This is a genomic window from Bradyrhizobium sp. USDA 4341 (assembly GCF_054063755.1).
The window spans coordinates 5,603,891-5,618,300 of the sequence record NZ_JBSSGO010000002.1; the positions used below are offsets into that span (position 1 = coordinate 5,603,891).

The 14,410-nt window shown below is 63.5% G+C and carries 23 protein-coding genes; 8 read left to right on the plus strand and 15 right to left on the minus strand.

What is annotated here, in order from left to right:
- Positions 1–286 precede the first annotated feature (286 nt).
- Genes ACVIGB_RS32695 through ACVIGB_RS32705 form a run of 3 tightly spaced genes read right to left on the minus strand, consistent with a single transcriptional unit; the run spans position 287 to position 1,081 of the window.
- Positions 287–469, minus strand: coding sequence for a hypothetical protein (locus ACVIGB_RS32695; protein ID WP_456719564.1), 183 nt, complete (start codon positions 467–469; stop codon positions 287–289).
- A 13-nt stretch (positions 470–482) separates the two neighbouring features.
- Positions 483–713 (minus strand): hypothetical protein, encoded by a 231-nt coding sequence (locus tag ACVIGB_RS32700; RefSeq protein ID WP_456719563.1) that lies wholly within the window; start codon positions 711–713, stop codon positions 483–485.
- A 2-nt stretch (positions 714–715) separates the two neighbouring features.
- On the minus strand, positions 716–1,081 hold the full coding sequence (locus tag ACVIGB_RS32705; RefSeq protein ID WP_456719562.1) for a Flp family type IVb pilin: 366 nt from the start codon (positions 1,079–1,081) through the stop codon (positions 716–718).
- Positions 1,082–1,375: 294 nt separating this feature from the next.
- Between ACVIGB_RS32705 and ACVIGB_RS32710 the strand changes: the two genes are divergently transcribed.
- Complete coding sequence (locus tag ACVIGB_RS32710; protein WP_456719560.1) at positions 1,376–1,540, plus strand: ribbon-helix-helix domain-containing protein; 165 nt, start codon at positions 1,376–1,378, stop codon at positions 1,538–1,540.
- Between the two features lie 6 nt (positions 1,541–1,546).
- Here ACVIGB_RS32710 and ACVIGB_RS32715 read toward each other — a convergent pair whose 3' ends face one another.
- Positions 1,547–1,789 (minus strand): helix-turn-helix domain-containing protein, encoded by a 243-nt coding sequence (locus ACVIGB_RS32715; RefSeq protein ID WP_456719559.1) that lies wholly within the window; start codon positions 1,787–1,789, stop codon positions 1,547–1,549.
- Positions 1,790–2,117: 328 nt separating this feature from the next.
- Here ACVIGB_RS32715 and ACVIGB_RS32720 point away from each other — a divergent pair, with 328 nt between their 5' ends.
- Together ACVIGB_RS32720 and ACVIGB_RS32725 are read left to right on the plus strand one after the other, a co-directional pair.
- Positions 2,118–3,152, plus strand: coding sequence for an aspartate-semialdehyde dehydrogenase (locus ACVIGB_RS32720; RefSeq protein ID WP_456719558.1), 1,035 nt, complete (start codon positions 2,118–2,120; stop codon positions 3,150–3,152).
- A 27-nt stretch (positions 3,153–3,179) separates the two neighbouring features.
- Positions 3,180–3,731: a TIGR00645 family protein gene (locus tag ACVIGB_RS32725; RefSeq protein ID WP_456719557.1), complete on the plus strand. Its 552-nt coding sequence runs from the start codon at positions 3,180–3,182 to the stop codon at positions 3,729–3,731.
- Positions 3,732–3,749: 18 nt separating this feature from the next.
- Here the strand turns inward: ACVIGB_RS32725 and ACVIGB_RS32730 are convergent, their stop codons facing one another.
- On the minus strand, positions 3,750–4,406 hold the full coding sequence (locus tag ACVIGB_RS32730) for a carbonic anhydrase (protein WP_456719556.1): 657 nt from the start codon (positions 4,404–4,406) through the stop codon (positions 3,750–3,752).
- A gap of 142 nt (positions 4,407–4,548) precedes the next feature.
- On the opposite strand from ACVIGB_RS32730, the gene ACVIGB_RS32735 reads away from it, so the two are divergent.
- A complete protein-coding gene (locus tag ACVIGB_RS32735; protein WP_456719555.1) occupies positions 4,549–5,427 on the plus strand; it encodes an HpcH/HpaI aldolase/citrate lyase family protein in 879 nt (292 codons plus the stop codon).
- Between the two features lie 125 nt (positions 5,428–5,552).
- Here ACVIGB_RS32735 and ACVIGB_RS32740 read toward each other — a convergent pair whose 3' ends face one another.
- From ACVIGB_RS32740 to ACVIGB_RS32760, 5 genes are all read right to left on the minus strand, one after another.
- The gene (locus ACVIGB_RS32740) at positions 5,553–5,954 is read right to left on the minus strand and encodes a c-type cytochrome (RefSeq protein ID WP_456719554.1); all 402 of its coding nucleotides are present in this window, start codon (positions 5,952–5,954) and stop codon (positions 5,553–5,555) included.
- On the minus strand, positions 5,923–6,348 hold the full coding sequence (locus tag ACVIGB_RS32745; RefSeq protein WP_456719553.1) for a hypothetical protein: 426 nt from the start codon (positions 6,346–6,348) through the stop codon (positions 5,923–5,925). The genes ACVIGB_RS32740 and ACVIGB_RS32745 overlap by 32 nt, the downstream gene beginning before the upstream one ends.
- 76 nt (positions 6,349–6,424) lie before the next feature.
- A complete protein-coding gene (locus ACVIGB_RS32750; RefSeq protein ID WP_456719552.1) occupies positions 6,425–7,216 on the minus strand; it encodes a hypothetical protein in 792 nt (263 codons plus the stop codon).
- A gap of 93 nt (positions 7,217–7,309) precedes the next feature.
- Positions 7,310–7,912, minus strand: coding sequence for a 3-isopropylmalate dehydratase small subunit (gene leuD / locus ACVIGB_RS32755; protein WP_092121464.1), 603 nt, complete (start codon positions 7,910–7,912; stop codon positions 7,310–7,312).
- A 188-nt stretch (positions 7,913–8,100) separates the two neighbouring features.
- Positions 8,101–8,499: a metallopeptidase family protein gene (locus tag ACVIGB_RS32760; RefSeq protein WP_092121477.1), complete on the minus strand. Its 399-nt coding sequence runs from the start codon at positions 8,497–8,499 to the stop codon at positions 8,101–8,103.
- Positions 8,500–8,613: 114 nt separating this feature from the next.
- Between ACVIGB_RS32760 and ACVIGB_RS32765 the strand changes: the two genes are divergently transcribed.
- Positions 8,614–8,940, plus strand: coding sequence for a hypothetical protein (locus tag ACVIGB_RS32765; protein WP_456719551.1), 327 nt, complete (start codon positions 8,614–8,616; stop codon positions 8,938–8,940).
- A gap of 23 nt (positions 8,941–8,963) precedes the next feature.
- Here the strand turns inward: ACVIGB_RS32765 and ACVIGB_RS32770 are convergent, their stop codons facing one another.
- A complete protein-coding gene (locus ACVIGB_RS32770; RefSeq protein ID WP_456719550.1) occupies positions 8,964–9,185 on the minus strand; it encodes a hypothetical protein in 222 nt (73 codons plus the stop codon).
- A gap of 310 nt (positions 9,186–9,495) precedes the next feature.
- On the opposite strand from ACVIGB_RS32770, the gene ACVIGB_RS32775 reads away from it, so the two are divergent.
- From ACVIGB_RS32775 to ACVIGB_RS32785, 3 genes are all read left to right on the plus strand, one after another.
- The gene (locus ACVIGB_RS32775; RefSeq protein ID WP_456719549.1) at positions 9,496–9,732 is read left to right on the plus strand and encodes a hypothetical protein; all 237 of its coding nucleotides are present in this window, start codon (positions 9,496–9,498) and stop codon (positions 9,730–9,732) included.
- Positions 9,733–9,859: 127 nt separating this feature from the next.
- Positions 9,860–10,198, plus strand: coding sequence for a hypothetical protein (locus tag ACVIGB_RS32780; RefSeq protein ID WP_456719548.1), 339 nt, complete (start codon positions 9,860–9,862; stop codon positions 10,196–10,198).
- A gap of 185 nt (positions 10,199–10,383) precedes the next feature.
- Positions 10,384–10,950, plus strand: coding sequence for a hypothetical protein (locus ACVIGB_RS32785; RefSeq protein WP_456719547.1), 567 nt, complete (start codon positions 10,384–10,386; stop codon positions 10,948–10,950).
- A gap of 66 nt (positions 10,951–11,016) precedes the next feature.
- Here the strand turns inward: ACVIGB_RS32785 and ACVIGB_RS32790 are convergent, their stop codons facing one another.
- From ACVIGB_RS32790 to trmD, 4 genes are all read right to left on the minus strand, one after another.
- On the minus strand, positions 11,017–11,226 hold the full coding sequence (locus ACVIGB_RS32790; protein WP_092121493.1) for a hypothetical protein: 210 nt from the start codon (positions 11,224–11,226) through the stop codon (positions 11,017–11,019).
- 107 nt (positions 11,227–11,333) lie between these two features.
- Positions 11,334–12,740 (minus strand): 3-isopropylmalate dehydratase large subunit, encoded by a 1,407-nt coding sequence (gene leuC / locus ACVIGB_RS32795; protein ID WP_456719546.1) that lies wholly within the window; start codon positions 12,738–12,740, stop codon positions 11,334–11,336.
- Positions 12,741–13,157: 417 nt separating this feature from the next.
- On the minus strand, positions 13,158–13,538 hold the full coding sequence (gene rplS / locus ACVIGB_RS32800; RefSeq protein WP_456719545.1) for a 50S ribosomal protein L19: 381 nt from the start codon (positions 13,536–13,538) through the stop codon (positions 13,158–13,160).
- Between the two features lie 108 nt (positions 13,539–13,646).
- Entirely contained in the window at positions 13,647–14,408 is a 762-nt protein-coding gene (trmD, locus tag ACVIGB_RS32805; protein WP_456719544.1) for a tRNA (guanosine(37)-N1)-methyltransferase TrmD, read from the minus strand.
- Between the last annotated feature and the right edge of the window lie 2 nt (positions 14,409–14,410).

The following is a 14,410-nucleotide window of genomic DNA, read 5'->3' on the forward strand; positions in this document are numbered from 1 at the left end:
TCGGCTCTGTCGAGCCGATCACTATGGGGACTGGAGATTTGCTTCGACGCTCCGGATCGACACCATGGTCGGATAAGTTGCGTACCGCAGAGCCACGTCTGCGATCGGCAATGCGCGTGTTGTCCGATGTCCCGGACTTCACACGAGGCGTTTTGGCGTGAATGAGGATACGAGCGTTAGCGGAGAATACAACTGGCAATTACGAGCGGGGCAATCGCGGGGTCAGAATAGACAAAGCCCGGCACAATGGCCGGGCTCGTCTGCATATGCGCATCGTTCGGAGATTTCAGCGGAAGTATGCCGCGATCACTGCAACGTCGGCCATGCGGGGCTCTCTGCCGTCGAGATGCATCTCGATCACTCGCCGGCAGATGAGCAAGGTGACGTTGTCCCCGAGATCGCGAGCCGCTGCCATCACGGTCCACGTCTCGGAGATCAGCGCGGCGCGATCTTCGTTTTGAGTGTGCATGCCGTGCCTCCCATCAAGCCGCGTCGGCGAGACGGACGCGATTGCCCGCCACGTGCGGCGCGTATTCGCCGATGAACTGCCCTGCAAGGCTCACTCCCTGTTGCGTGGTGTATTCGATGAGACCGATTTCGACGGCGCGCACGAACTCGGTGGCTGTCATGATGACGAAGCCATCTCGGGCGTCGTCGTGGAGGCGTTGCGCGAAGGCGCGGCAGCCCTCCAGCGTGTTCAGGTTCTCACGCATGATCATGAGCCCCCTAGATACGCGGCGATGCTTTGGAAGCTCGCGCCGAGCGTGCCGCCGAGGCTGGAGACGATGGCGATGATCGCAAGCCCGATGCCGGCGCAGAGCACGGAATATTCAATTGAGGTCACGCCCTGCGTGTTGCGCACGAAGGGGAGAACCACACCGTTGAGCGGACGCCGCTTCAACCATGTGCGGCACGAGCGATTGAGCGGGAACGGGATCACGTCGCCGCCGGCCAATGACTGGCGCATGCGATCGATGGCCGCGAGATCGGCCGTTTCCTGTGCAACGAGCCGAACCTGTTCACGTGTGAGACGGGCCAGCCTCTCCGCCTCGTTGAGGAGATCATCAAGACGGGTGCTCATGCGGCGATCTCCCGAATTCGGAAGGTGCTGTCTGGCTGATCAATCCTCAGGTTGAGCAAGGTGCGCTCCGCCTTCGCACGCGAACGCGTCGAGCGGCCGACATTGACCCATGCGTGACGGATCGATGCGTGACGTGCGGCCGGCTGATAGTCGGCCTTCGTTAGGACTTGGACCTTAAAAGCCATTGGGGATTTCCTAGCGGGTTGACTGTCGGCTCACGGCCGACCCGGCTAGAATATCGATGCGATTGCGAAACCGATATCGGTTTCGATACCGGAACCGAAAGGATGGTTAATGGCTCGGGAACCTTTGCTGATACGGCTGAGGCCGGACACAAAGGAAAAACTGGCCCGTCTCGCTGAGGCGGACCAACGCTCGCTGTCCGACATGATCGCGGTGCTGATCGAGCGGGCTCCGGAGCCGGAGCCGGCCAAACCGAGGGCCGGGAAGAAGGCCTGACCGTCGTCAGCGACCCCTGCGCCGCCTACCCGGCTTGTTTGCCTGTGGAGCGTTCGGGATCGAATTGCCCGCCGCGTAGTCCGGCAAGCTCGCGTAGTAGGCCCGGACCGATTTGCCATCGATCAAGGTGCGCGTGCCGTGGCGCTTGCCCGTGATGGTGCCAGCGGCTAGCAGACGGTAGATGGTGGGCTTGCTGAGGGAGAGATATTCGGCGGCCCCTTGCGGGGACAAGGACAGAGGCTCGGACATGGTGGTACCGTGACGCGCCGGCTCAACGGCACTCCACGGGGCCATGGTGGCTGTATCCCGTTGCCCAAGGTGATCACGTTTATCCCACGGAGGGGCGCTTTCGACCTCACGACCGCGCTGGCCTATTCCTCGCGCCTTTGACGGTCAAGGGGGTTTAGGGATAGATCAGGCCGGATCACGGCGACGCACACGGCTGTGGGTACAGCCGTGGGTACAATGTGAAAAACAACAGCGAATTCAATGCGGAAATCCTTCTCGCATAGAAGCGCTGCCTCTTCCCTTTCCGCAGCTTGCGGGGGAACGGGCATTTTTCGTCGGAGAGTGAACGATGGGTTACAAAGTCGCCGTGGTCGGAGCGACCGGCAATGTCGGGCGCGAAATGCTCAACATTCTCGACGAGCGTAAATTCCCCGCCGACGAGGTCGTCGCGCTGGCCTCGCGCCGCAGCGTCGGCGTCGAGGTCTCCTATGGCGACCGCACGCTCAAGGTGAAGGCGCTCGAGCATTATGACTTCTCCGATGTCGACATCTGCCTGATGTCGGCCGGCGGTTCGGTCTCCAAGGAATGGTCGCCCAGGATCGGCGCCACCGGTGCGGTCGTGATCGACAATTCCTCGGCCTGGCGCATGGATCCGGACGTGCCGCTGATCGTGCCGGAGGTGAACGCGGATGCGGCCGCCGGCTTCACCAAGAAGAACATCATCGCCAACCCGAACTGCTCGACCGCGCAGCTCGTCGTGGTGCTGAAGCCGCTGCACGACAAGGCGACGATCACGCGCGTCGTGGTCGCGACCTATCAATCGGTGTCGGGCGCCGGCAAGGATGCGATGGACGAATTGTTCTCGCAGACCAAGGCCGTCTACACCAATGACGAGCTGATCAATAAGAAGTTTCCGAAGCGCATCGCCTTCAACATCATTCCGCAGATCGACGTCTTCATGGAAGACGGTTACACCAAGGAAGAGTGGAAGATGATGGCGGAGACCAAGAAGATCCTTGATCCCAAGATCAAGCTGACCGCGACCTGCGTGCGCGTGCCGGTCTTCGTCAGCCACTCCGAGGCCGTGAACGTCGAGTTCGCCAACCCGATCACGGCGGACGAGGCGCGCAACATCCTGCGCAACGCGCCGGGCTGCCTCGTGATCGACAAGCACGAGCCGGGCGGCTACGTCACGCCCTATGAGGCTGCCGGCGAGGACGCGACCTATATCAGCCGCATCCGCGAGGATGCGACGGTGGAGAACGGCCTGTCGTTCTGGTGCGTGTCGGACAATCTGCGCAAGGGTGCGGCGCTGAACGCGATCCAGATCGCGGAAGTCCTGATCAACCGCAAGCTGATCACCGCGAAGAAGAAAGCGGCCTAACGGCGGGGACCAACGGGGGGCGCAACCATGTCGGAACAGCTGGCTTCCACCCCATCGAGCCCCCCGACGCCGCGCATCATGCGCGGCTTCGAATATGTGCTGTTCAACAGCCGCTGGCTGATGGCGCCGTTCTATGTCGGCCTGGTGGTGGCGCTTGCCGTGCTGCTGCTGAAATTCGTGCGCATGCTCTGGGAGTTCGTCCTGCATGCGTCCGGCTACAAATCGACGGAAGTCATCCTCGATGTGCTGGCGCTGATCGACGTCACGCTGGTCGCCAACCTCATTCTGATCGTTGTCTTTTCGGGCTACGAGAATTTCGTCTCGCGCATCGACACGTCGGGGAACCCGAACTGGCCGATTTGGATCACCAAGATCGATTTCGCCGGGCTGAAGCAGAAGCTGCTGGCGTCGATCGTCGCGATCTCCGCGATCCACGTGCTGGAAGCGTTCCTGAACATCGATGCCGCGTTCGACGCGACGCGGATGACCTGGCTCGTCGCCGTGCACTTGGTGTTCGTGATCTCAGCGCTGTTGCTGGCGCTCTCGGATCGCTGGGGCGGCTATCACGGTGATGAGTAGCCGATAAATAGCGCGCGCCTACGCGCCGGCCTTCATGGCATCGGCGACGCTGATGAACTCCTTCGCGACCCGGTCGAGCACGAACAGCGAGCCCTCGGCGACGCCGAAATAGGCGCCGTGCAATTGCATCTCGCCGCTCTCGACGCGCTCGCGCACGAATGGGAACGTCATCAGGTTCTCCAGCGAGCGGAACACCGCGGCCTTCTCGATGCGGGTGACGAAGTCCTGCATGCTCTCATGGTCGCGCTGCTCGACCACCTCGCCCGGCTTGATGAACATCTGCATCCATTTGCCGATGAAGTCGCCCGGCGTGAGCGGCTTGATCTTGTCGACGAAGGCGCGGATGCCGCCGCACTGGGCATGGCCCAGCACCACGATGTTCTTCACCTTCAGCACGGTCACGGCATATTCCAGCGCGGCCGAGACGCCGTGCGCGTTGCTGTCGGGCTGATAGACCGGAACCAAATTGGCGATGTTGCGGACCACGAACAACTCGCCCGGACCGGCATCGAAGATCACTTCCGGAGAGACGCGGGAATCGCAGCAGCCAATCACCATGGTCTCGGGAAACTGGCCGCGCTCGGACAGGTCCCGGTATCGCGACTGTTCAGTCGGCAATCGCTGGGTCGCGAAGGTCCGGTAGCCGTCGATCAATTGCTTCGGAAAGGAATTCATGGCCTCTGGCTAACCACATGCCGGTGACGGGAACAAGACTTTCGGCGTGCATCCTGAGATGATACGGCAGCGTTGAAAGATGGTTCCGCCGAATGCCCAAACAATGGACAGTGGCGGGGCCCGAGCCCCCAGGAGAATGCCAATGACCCGTCCGCGCCGCAGCCTGTTGTTCATGCCGGGATCGAATGCACGGGCGCTGGAGAAGGCCCGCACGCTGGCGGCGGACGGCATCATCCTCGACCTCGAGGATTCCGTTGCCCCCGACGCCAAGGCCACAGCGCGCGAGCAGATTGCCAAGGCGGTCGCCGCCAGGGGCTTCGGCAAGCGCGAGGTCCTGATCCGCATCAACGCGCTCGACAGCCCGTGGTGGGTCGACGACATCGGTATGGCCGGTGAGGCGCAGCCGGACGGGATTCTGGTTCCGAAGATTTCCACCGTGGACGATCTCAACGCGGTCGCCGATCGCCTCAGCGACATCAACGCGCCTTCTTCGATCCGGGTCTGGGCGATGATCGAGACCGCACGTGCCGTGCTCGACGCCGACAAGCTCGCCGCGGCATCGAAGGACCCCAAGGTCCGGCTCGCCGGCTTCGTGTTCGGGCCGAACGACATCGCGCGCGAAACCCGGATCCGGATGAAGCCGGGCCGCGCCGCGATGATCCCGATGATCACGCATTGCATCCTGGCGACCCGCGCGCACGGGCTCGAGATCCTCGACGGACCCTATGGCGACATCAGCAATATCGACGGCTTCGCGGAAGAATGCGCGCAGGGCCGCGATCTCGGCTTCGACGGCAAGACGCTGATCCACCCGAGCCACATCGACGCCTGCAACGCGATCTTCACGCCGCCCGAGGCCGAGGTCGCCGAGGCACGCAGGATCATCGCCGCCTTCGAACAGCCGGAGAACGCCGCCCGCGGCGCGATCCAGCTCGACGGCCGCATGGTGGAGCGCCTGCATGCCGAGATGGCGAAGCGCACCATCGCGATCGCGGATGCGATCGCTGCGATGGGGCATTGACGATCATCGGTCGTGACATGCGCGCTAAAGCATGATCCGGAAAGGTGCGAAGCGGTTGTCCGAAAAGACCATGCGCAAACAAGAAGCTAGAGCGCGATGACGATTCAACCTGATCGCATCGCGCTTTAGTCGCGCTTCAGGCTCATAATGTAATTCGCGAGATCGTCGGCCTCGCTCGGCCCGACAATGATGTTCGGCATTGTCGGGTGGCTCGTCTTCAGGAACACCTTCAGCCAAAGCGTGGTGGTGGAGGGCCGGTTGGCGATGGCGATGAAGTCCGGCGGCACTTTCTTCACGCCCGTGGCAATCGGGCCGACGACGTGGCATTCCATGCACCATGCCTCTGCCAGCCGGTGCCCGGCAGTAATGCTCTCTGAAGGCTGCCCCGCGCCATTGGCCTGATGCAGGCGTAGCAGAAAGAGCGCAGCCATCGCGATCACGACGATCGGCAATGCACGGCGCCAGACGAGGTGCTGATTCAGCATCGACGCACCATCACGACGCCGGCTTGCGACCTGCAGCCTCATCCAGCGCATCGATCGTCGCGGCGTTCAGGCAGTATTGATGATAGTGCGCGCTGGACGTGCCGGCGGCGAGATCATGGTCGCACTGTCGCTTGTGATTGCACAAGCTGCAGACCCGTTCCATGTCGCGCAGCACCAAGTACTCGGTGCGTGCCAGCTTCTCTTGATCGATTCCGATTGCCATGAGCAGCTTGGGCAATTCGTCGGCGCTGTGCGGCCCTTTGCGCACCAACGCCGTGAGGTCGTCAGGGCTGACCCGCAGGTCGCTTGCGATCTGCTTGAAACTCGCATCGTCCAGTTCGCGCAGCTCGCCAAGCTCCCGCCGGTGCTTCAGCCAGTCGCCGAACACGTCGATCAGATACTCGACGACAGGGTACATCCGAGCTTCGGTGGTCATGGGTGCCTCCAACATAAAGTGGCTGTCCCATATGAGACCTTCTACGCAGCCTGACCTTGCGGCAGATCAAATCGGCTCAAGTCCGCCCAAACCTCTCGGTCGCCCAGGCATAGAGGCTGCCCGGGATCGGCGCCTCCTTGCCGCGTCCCTTTGGCGAGATGTGCAGGCCGATGATTTCGGGATCATCAAGGTAGCGCGAAAAATCCGACGGTTCGAAGAACAGTCTTGGCTCGGCATGCACCGCGTAGAACGAGCGCTTCGGCAGTGCGTACTGCAACTCGCCTTCGCGGCGCGCGAGCGCGGTCAGTGCCGCCGGGCCGTAGATCGCGACTCTGATATCGGCAAGGCGGTTCGACTTGCCGCGCAGCCGGCGCATCGCAAAGGTCAGGCGGTGACGCAGCGCCAGCCAGTCCGGGGTGAGCTCGTCCTGTTTCATCAGCGCTTCGAATGCGTGGACGATCGGATCGTCAGGCGGCAGGTACAGCACGGAATTGCCGAGCTGCCGCGGTCGTTCCCAGGCGAAATAGGGGTTTGCCGGATCGATCACGACCGGCTTCAGCAGCAGCACATCGGCGTCGAGCCAGAGCCCGGCGCGCTGCGTCATCAGCCGCATGCGGAAGAAGTCGCTGAATTGCAGGATGGTCCAGTCGCGCCACGACCCGTCGCGCTCGGCCGGACGCAGTCTCTCCGAGAATGAATGCGGCAGCACCGCTTCGGCCTCGGCATTGCCGATGCCATCGGGCAGGCCGGGAATTGGATCGAAACTGTAGACGGTGACCTTGTGCCCGGCCGCCATCTGCGAGCGCAGACAGGTCCGGCGCAGCGCATCCATCGAGCCGTGCCAGAAGGTGACGATGTCAGGCAGCATGCGCGTCAGCCATCAGCAGGTTCGTGAGAAGACAATCTCGCAAAGAAAAGCCCCGGCGCCTGAAGGCACCGGGGCGTGATGATTGGCTGCGCCTCAAGCCCAGGCGCGCTCCTTGAGCTTGGCCTCGTAGGTGTCGATCGACGACTTCTTCTCCATCGTCAGGCCGATGTCGTCGAGGCCGTTGATCAGGCAGTGCTTGCGGAACGCATCGATCTCGAACTTCACCGTGCCGCCGTCGGGGCCGCGGATCTCCTGGTTGGGGAGATCGATGGTCAGCGTCGCATTGGCGCCGCGCTCGGCATCGTCGAACAGCTTGTCGAGGTCCTCCTGCGACACGCGGATCGGCAGGATGCCGTTCTTGAAACAGTTGTTGTAGAAGATGTCGCCGAACGAGGTCGAGATCACGCAGCGGATGCCGAAGTCGAGCAGCGCCCAGGGCGCGTGCTCGCGGCTCGAGCCGCAGCCGAAATTGTCGCCGGCGACCAGCACCTTCGCGTTGCGATAGGCGGACTGGTTGAGGACGAAATCGGGGTTCTCGCTGCCGTCATCCTTGTAGCGCTGCTCGGAGAAAAGCCCCTTGCCAAGGCCGGTGCGCTTGATGGTCTTGAGGTACTGCTTCGGAATAATCATGTCGGTGTCGACATTGATGATCTTCAGCGGTGCCGCGACGCCTTCCAGCGTGGTGAACTTGTCCATCGGTGCTCTTCCCGGGCAAAAATAGGGGATAGGGGCCGGATGTTTATCGCGAATGTGACAGCGGTAAAAGGGCCATTTCTGCAAAGCTGGAGCCCTCGTTCCGATTGGATCGGCAACGGGGGCTCCAGCTTCCTTGTTTTGACGCGTTTTCTTCACGCGAACCGGGGTCCACTTCGCTCGAAAACGCTTTACCCCGCATCGGCCTCAATCGCCTCCATATCGGCGTCGGAGAGGCCGAAATGATGCCCAATCTCATGGATCAGCACGTGGCGGACGATGTGGCCGAGGGTCTCGTCGTGCTCCGCCCAGTAGTCCAGGATCGGCCGCCGGTAGAGCCAGACCAGGTTGGGCAGCCGGGCCACGTCGCCATGGCTCTGCTGCGGCAGGCCGATGCCGTGAAACAGGCCGAGCAGGTCGAACTCGCTCTCGGCCTGCATCTCATCGAGCACCTCGTCGGTCGGGAAGTCGTCGACACGGATGATCAGGCCCTCGCAGAGGGCCCGGAACGTCGGAGGCAGGCGCTCGAAGATCTCGTGCGCCACGGCCTCCATCTCGGCGAGCGAGGGAGCTTTTTCTGTGGTCCACATGACACTCCTTTAGCGCGAGTGGCTCAGCCGGCGCCAGCGCAGTTGACCTTGGCGGTGCAATGGGAGACCGTGCGGCCCAAGATTGAGGCTCAAGAACGGGGCTTGGGTGGCGTGATGAAACGGATCGTGGCGGCAACGCTGTTGGCGGTAGCAGTCGGGCTTTCGCTTCCGGCGGGAGAGGCGCGGGCACAGAGCGCGGCGGCCGAAGCGCGCATCGGTGAGACGGCGCCGGCCGTGCGCGAGCGGGTCGTCGAGCACCGCCGGCTCAGGCGGGTGCCGATCTACCGGTCGCGGCCCGATCATTGGGAACCGGATGTCATCCCGCGCTACAATCCCGGTCCGAACGCCGTGCGCGATTGCACCGCGACCTATGTGCAAGAGCACCGACCGAGCGGCACCGTGATCACGCCGCGCATGAACTGCTTCTGGCGGCCGGGCTAGAGCGGCTTCGCGCGACGCGGAAGCTAGTGCAAATGTCGGCGCGCTGCGCCTATCAGTCCAGCCGCGACGACCGCTCCCACCGTTCCATAGACCGCGAGCGCCATCAGCACTTGCGTGAGCTGACTCGCCGTTCCCATGCCGCCGCCCGGTCCTTGCGAGGCGAGCGCGACATCAACTGAAACCATGGAACCAGCGAGCGCTGCCGCGCCGAGCGCCAGCCATCTGCGCGGGCCTTGTTGTGTCATCGGCGATCTCCTGCGAGAGGCTCCTCACAAGATACGACCATTGTCTATGCCGGTTTTACGCACAGACACGAAAATTCCCGCGGCTGCGTTGGAACCTGCGTGCGCCAGCGGCATTCACCATCGTGGCGCAGTCATTCACATCCCATTCACGTCGCCTGCACTCTGCTTGCGATCTGCGTCGCGGCAACGGGGGTCGATTCGAATGCCAGAGCGTTTTCGAGCGAGGTTCTTCGCGTGAAGAAAACGCGTCAAGGCAAGAAGCTCGAGTCGTCGTTGCAAGACGTGACATCAAGGGATCAAGGAGAAACGCATGAAGGTGATGAAGGTTCTGGGGCTTGCGGCCGTCGGTGCCGTGCTGGTTTTGGCGGCGCCGGCCGAGCGCGCGAGCGCGATGTCGCTTGCGACGCCGGGCACCGCCGCAACGGTTCAGGACAACGCGAACCAGACGACCACGCAGGTCCGCTATGGTCATGGTCATGGCTGGCATCGTGGCTGGGGTCGCGGACATCACCGCGGCTGGGGCCATCGTCGCCACTGGCGCCGCTGATCGCGCGGCGTATCAGCGCAGTTGAGACACAGGCCCGTGAGCAACGGGCCTGTTGTCGTTCTCAGCCATCAAACCGGCAGATTCGCGCGCCCGAGATGAGATCAATCGCAATCTGCAGGAGTTGATCATGATGAAATGGATCGGTGTTGCCGCGGTCGCTTTTGCATTGGCATTGACGGCGCCGGCATCGGCAACCGCCGCGGCATCAACCACGCCGCGAGCCGCGGCAGAGCAGCGGCAGGCGGGCAAGGCGACCGACTTCAGCGCGCAGCGCCATCATCGCCATTACCATCGTCACCATTATCATCACGGCTACCGGCCCTATTATCGGCCGTACTACCAGCCCTATTCCTATTACCGGCCGTACGGCTCCTATTATTACGGGCGGCCTTACTACTATCGGCCGTATCCGTACGCGGTGTCGGCGCCGTTCACCTTTGGCTTCGGGTTCGGCCCGTTCTGGTGATGCAGCCGGCCGCGCTGCGATCGCCGCCGATATTCCCGCTCGGACTTTTCGTCGCACGGTTTCGCGCGTTCATGGCGCATTCACTCAGGGCTTTCTAGCGTCCTGCCGGGAGCGACTGCGATGAACACAATGAGACCGGCTGCCATGCAGCGTGGTTTCACTGCTGTTGTCAGGGAGGTTCCGAGATGAGGGAGAGCTCTTTGCGGCGCGGACTGCTGCGCCGCCTTGGTGTTGCGGCGGCCGCGGTCTTCGCATTGTCGATCGTCTCGCAGCACCGCGCCGAAGCGCTGTCGCTGGCGAGCCCGGGCACCGTGCCTGCGGCAAAGTCTGCGGCCGATGCCATGACGACCCAGGTTCGGCATGGCGGTGGCGGCGGGCACGGCGGTGGAGGTTTTCATGGCGGTGGTTTCCACGGTGGCGGATTTCATGGGGGCGGCTTCCACGGCGGCGGTTTCCGCGGCTTCCATAGTGGCGGCTTCCGCGCCGCGCCGGCGTTCCATGGCAGCTATCGCTATGGCGGCTACCATCGCCACTACGGCGGCTACCACCGCTTCTATGGCGGCGGTTACCGCTACGGCTACCGTCGGCACTTCCATCACCGGCGCTACTTCTACGGATCGTCTTACTATTACCCGGCCTATTATCATCACCGCCGTTGCCGGGTGGTCTGGACCTATGACGGACCGCGCCGGATCTGCCGGCCGTATTGGCATCACCGCCATTACTGGCGGCCGTACGGGGTTTATTGGTAAGGGCTGAAATGACAGCGGGCGCCAAGCGGCGCCCGTTTTTTCAGGTCACTCTCCCTGGAGAGCGCGCTAGTCCCAGTTCTTCAGCTTCCAGGACTTTATCTTCCACGGCGTCAGGTTTTCCATCCGCCATTGCGTCCAGCGCTCCGGCGGCCAGTGGCTGAGGCGCGAGGTTTCCTTCACCTCAGGAAGCGGATCGATGATGCGTGGCGCGGCGCGGCGTCGCTTCTGCCGCGTCGCCTCACTGATCATGTCGACGAATTCGCTCTTGTCGGCCACGTCCGGCTCCCCACGAAGCTTGTGTTCGCAAGGAGCCAGTGTGCGTGCGCCCCGTTAACGAGCCGTTTCCGAAACGGCTCGAGCTTGAGGCGAAAACCGCGCTTACCTTACCGCCACTCCCGGACGTCGACGAAGTGGCCGGCGATCGCGGCCGCCGCGGCCATCGCGGGCGACACCAGATGGGTGCGGCCCTTGAAGCCCTGGCGGCCCTCGAAGTTGCGGTTCGAGGTCGAGGCGCAGCGCTCTTCCGGCTTCAGCTTGTCCGGGTTCATCGCCAGGCACATCGAGCAACCCGGCTCGCGCCATTCGAAGCCGGCCTTGACGAAGATCTTGTCGAGGCCTTCGGCTTCCGCCTGCTCCTTCACGATGCCCGAGCCCGGCACGATCATCGCGTTGACGTTGGCGTTGACGGTCTTGCCCTCGGCGATCTTCGCGGCGGCGCGCAGGTCTTCGATGCGGCCGTTGGTGCAGGAGCCGATGAAGACGCGGTCGAGCTTGATGTCGGTGATCTTGGTGCCGGCGGTCAGGCCCATATATTTCAGCGCGCGGTGCTTGGAGAGCCGCTTCGCCTCATCCGCGATCTTGTCGGGATCGGGCACGAAGCCGGTCACCGAGATGACGTCCTCAGGGCTCGTGCCCCAGGTGACGATCGGCGGCAGTTTTGCAGCGTCCAGCCGCAGCTCGTGGTCGAAATGCGCGCCCTCGTCGGAGCGCAGCGTCTCCCAGTAGCGCATCGCGGCATCCCAGGCCGCGCCCTTCGGCGCCTTCGGGCGATCGCGCAGGAAGTCGAACGCCTTCTGGTCGGGCGCGACCAGGCCGGCGCGCGCGCCACCTTCGATCGACATGTTGCAGACCGTCATGCGGCCTTCCATCGAAAGCGCACGGATCGCCTCGCCGGCATATTCCAGCACATAGCCGGTGCCGCCGGCGGTGCCGATCTCGCCGATGATCGCCAGGATGATGTCCTTGCCGGTCACGCCGTCGGGCAATTTGCCGTCGACGATCGCGCGCATGTTCTTGGCCTTCTTCTGGATCAGCGTCTGCGTCGCCAGCACGTGCTCGACCTCGGAGGTGCCGATGCCGTGCGCGAGCGCGCCGAACGCGCCATGCGTCGAGGTGTGGCTGTCACCGCAGACGATGGTGGTGCCGGGCAGCGTAAAGCCCTGCTCCGGGCCGATGACGTGGACGATGCCCTGACGCTTGTCGAACTCGTTGTAATATTCGATGCCGAATTCCCTGGCGTTCTCCGCCATCACCCGCATCTGCTCGATGCTTTCCGGATCGGGGTTCGGCTTCGAGCGGTCGGTGGTCGGGATGTTGTGGTCGACGACGGCGAGCGTCTTCTCGGGCGCGTGCACCTTGCGGCCCGCGGCGCGCAGGCCTTCGAACGCCTGCGGCGAGGTCACCTCGTGCACCAGGTGGCGATCGATATAGAGCAGGCAGGTGCCGTCGTCGGCCTCGTGGACCAGATGGTCGTTCCAGATCTTGTCGTACAGCGTGGTCGGTTTGGACATGAGCTTCAGCTCCAGAAGAAATTCAGTGGTGAATGGCGTTAAGCGCGTCTCGGCGCGCGAGCAGGCGACAGCGTCCAGGCAGCGTTACGCTGCGCGCGTAAGCTCAGACGTTGCCGACGTCGCAAAGCGTCCGAAGAAGCGGCCGGGCAGCCGCGAGCGATCGTCGATCACGACGCGCTTGCAGGTCTGACTTGGGCAGCGCTGGCTTGCTCGATCCGGAACCATTCTAAATTTCTATCACAGGGCTTGCGCCCGCGACAATCGATCGATGCGCGGGCCTGTCCATCAGATAGGTATGCCGCAACGAAAAAGCGCGGGGCAGGCCCCGCGCTTTTGGTCACATCCGGTTGTCGTTTGACGCGTTTTCTTGACGCGAACCGGTCCCCACTTCGCTCGAAAACGCTATGAAGGGAAATGTTACTCGCCGATGGCGGTCTGGCGGTCCTGCTTCTCGACGATGCGGGCCGACTTGCCGCGCAGGCTGCGCAGGTAATAGAGCTTGGCGCGACGCACCTTGCCGCGACGCACGACCTTGATCGAGTCGATCATCGGCGACATCACCGGGAAGACGCGCTCGACGCCTTCGCCGTACGAGATCTTGCGCACGGTGAAGCTCTCGTTGAGGCCATGGCCGGAACGACCGATGCAAACGCCTTCATAGGCCTGCACGCGGGTGCGTTCGCCTTCGACCACCTTCACGTTGACGATGACGGTATCGCCGGGTCCGAATTCCGGGATGGTCTTGGTGGCGGCGAGCTTGTCGAACTGCTCTTTTTCGAGCTGCTGAATCAGGTTCATCGAAATCTCCATCGGCGGCGCGCCCAGCCTGTGCGGGCTGCGCAAACGTCCATCTATCCTGCGCGTGTGCGGATTAGGCCGTGCCTATAAGGCAAAGCGCAGGGTTTGTCACCCGTCTGTCGTGTTTTTTGTCCCTCGCGGAGCGGGTTTTTGGCCGGCCTTCCGGGCCCAGAGATCGGGCCGCCGGGCCGCCGTCAGGGCCTCGGACTGGGCCAGCCGCCAGGCCGCGACCTTGGCGTGATCGCCGGAAATCAGGATTTCCGGGATCTGGCGGCCCTCGAACTCCTGCGGACGGGTGTATTGGGGGTATTCTAGTAGTCCTTCGGAGAAGCTCTCCTCGGTTCCCGAGGCCAGCTTCCCCATCACCCCCGGCAACAGGCGAACACAGGCGTCGATCAGCGCCATCGCGGCGATTTCGCCGCCGGACAGCACATAATCGCCGATCGAGACCTCCTCGAGCCCCCGCGCCTCGATCACCCGCTGGTCGATGCCCTCGAAGCGGCCGCAGACGATCAGGGGCCCGGGCCCGGCCGCCAGCTCGGCGACGTGGGTCTGGGTCAACGGCCGACCCCGCGGGCTCATCAAGAGGCGCGGCCGGTCAGGTGCGGCGCCCGCAGCATCGATCGCCGCCGCCAGCACATCGGCCCGCAGCACCATGCCCGGGCCGCCGCCGGCCGGCGTGTCGTCGACGCTGCGGTGCTTGTCGGTCGCCGACGCCCGGATGTCCCGCGCCTCCAGCGCCCAGAGACCCGCGGCCAGCGCCTTGCCGGCCAGACTCACGCCGAGCGGTCCCGGAAACATGTCCGGGAACAGGGTCAGCACGGTGGCGCGCCATGGTGTCGCTTGGGACGGGGTCTCTTGCGATGTCATGG

What these genes read in the sequence shown, in the direction of transcription:
- ACVIGB_RS32695 (WP_456719564.1), bottom strand. Translation starts at nt 469, where the DNA reads ATGCACACTCAAAACGAAGATCGCGCCGCGCTGATCTCCGAGACGTGG.
- ACVIGB_RS32700 (WP_456719563.1), bottom strand. Translation starts at nt 713, where the DNA reads ATGCGTGAGAACCTGAACACGCTGGAGGGCTGCCGCGCCTTCGCGCAA.
- ACVIGB_RS32705 (WP_456719562.1), bottom strand. Translation starts at nt 1,081, where the DNA reads ATGAGCACCCGTCTTGATGATCTCCTCAACGAGGCGGAGAGGCTGGCC.
- ACVIGB_RS32710 (WP_456719560.1), top strand. Translation starts at nt 1,376, where the DNA reads ATGGCTCGGGAACCTTTGCTGATACGGCTGAGGCCGGACACAAAGGAA.
- ACVIGB_RS32715 (WP_456719559.1), bottom strand. Translation starts at nt 1,789, where the DNA reads ATGTCCGAGCCTCTGTCCTTGTCCCCGCAAGGGGCCGCCGAATATCTC.
- ACVIGB_RS32720 (WP_456719558.1), top strand. Translation starts at nt 2,118, where the DNA reads ATGGGTTACAAAGTCGCCGTGGTCGGAGCGACCGGCAATGTCGGGCGC.
- ACVIGB_RS32725 (WP_456719557.1), top strand. Translation starts at nt 3,180, where the DNA reads ATGTCGGAACAGCTGGCTTCCACCCCATCGAGCCCCCCGACGCCGCGC.
- ACVIGB_RS32730 (WP_456719556.1), bottom strand. Translation starts at nt 4,406, where the DNA reads ATGAATTCCTTTCCGAAGCAATTGATCGACGGCTACCGGACCTTCGCG.
- ACVIGB_RS32735 (WP_456719555.1), top strand. Translation starts at nt 4,549, where the DNA reads ATGACCCGTCCGCGCCGCAGCCTGTTGTTCATGCCGGGATCGAATGCA.
- ACVIGB_RS32740 (WP_456719554.1), bottom strand. Translation starts at nt 5,954, where the DNA reads ATGAGGCTGCAGGTCGCAAGCCGGCGTCGTGATGGTGCGTCGATGCTG.
- ACVIGB_RS32745 (WP_456719553.1), bottom strand. Translation starts at nt 6,348, where the DNA reads ATGACCACCGAAGCTCGGATGTACCCTGTCGTCGAGTATCTGATCGAC.
- ACVIGB_RS32750 (WP_456719552.1), bottom strand. Translation starts at nt 7,216, where the DNA reads ATGCTGCCTGACATCGTCACCTTCTGGCACGGCTCGATGGATGCGCTG.
- leuD (WP_092121464.1), bottom strand. Translation starts at nt 7,912, where the DNA reads ATGGACAAGTTCACCACGCTGGAAGGCGTCGCGGCACCGCTGAAGATC.
- ACVIGB_RS32760 (WP_092121477.1), bottom strand. Translation starts at nt 8,499, where the DNA reads ATGTGGACCACAGAAAAAGCTCCCTCGCTCGCCGAGATGGAGGCCGTG.
- ACVIGB_RS32765 (WP_456719551.1), top strand. Translation starts at nt 8,614, where the DNA reads ATGAAACGGATCGTGGCGGCAACGCTGTTGGCGGTAGCAGTCGGGCTT.
- ACVIGB_RS32770 (WP_456719550.1), bottom strand. Translation starts at nt 9,185, where the DNA reads ATGACACAACAAGGCCCGCGCAGATGGCTGGCGCTCGGCGCGGCAGCG.
- ACVIGB_RS32775 (WP_456719549.1), top strand. Translation starts at nt 9,496, where the DNA reads ATGAAGGTGATGAAGGTTCTGGGGCTTGCGGCCGTCGGTGCCGTGCTG.
- ACVIGB_RS32780 (WP_456719548.1), top strand. Translation starts at nt 9,860, where the DNA reads ATGATGAAATGGATCGGTGTTGCCGCGGTCGCTTTTGCATTGGCATTG.
- ACVIGB_RS32785 (WP_456719547.1), top strand. Translation starts at nt 10,384, where the DNA reads ATGAGGGAGAGCTCTTTGCGGCGCGGACTGCTGCGCCGCCTTGGTGTT.
- leuC (WP_456719546.1), bottom strand. Translation starts at nt 12,740, where the DNA reads ATGTCCAAACCGACCACGCTGTACGACAAGATCTGGAACGACCATCTG.
- rplS (WP_456719545.1), bottom strand. Translation starts at nt 13,538, where the DNA reads ATGAACCTGATTCAGCAGCTCGAAAAAGAGCAGTTCGACAAGCTCGCC.
- trmD (WP_456719544.1), bottom strand. Translation starts at nt 14,408, where the DNA reads ATGACATCGCAAGAGACCCCGTCCCAAGCGACACCATGGCGCGCCACC.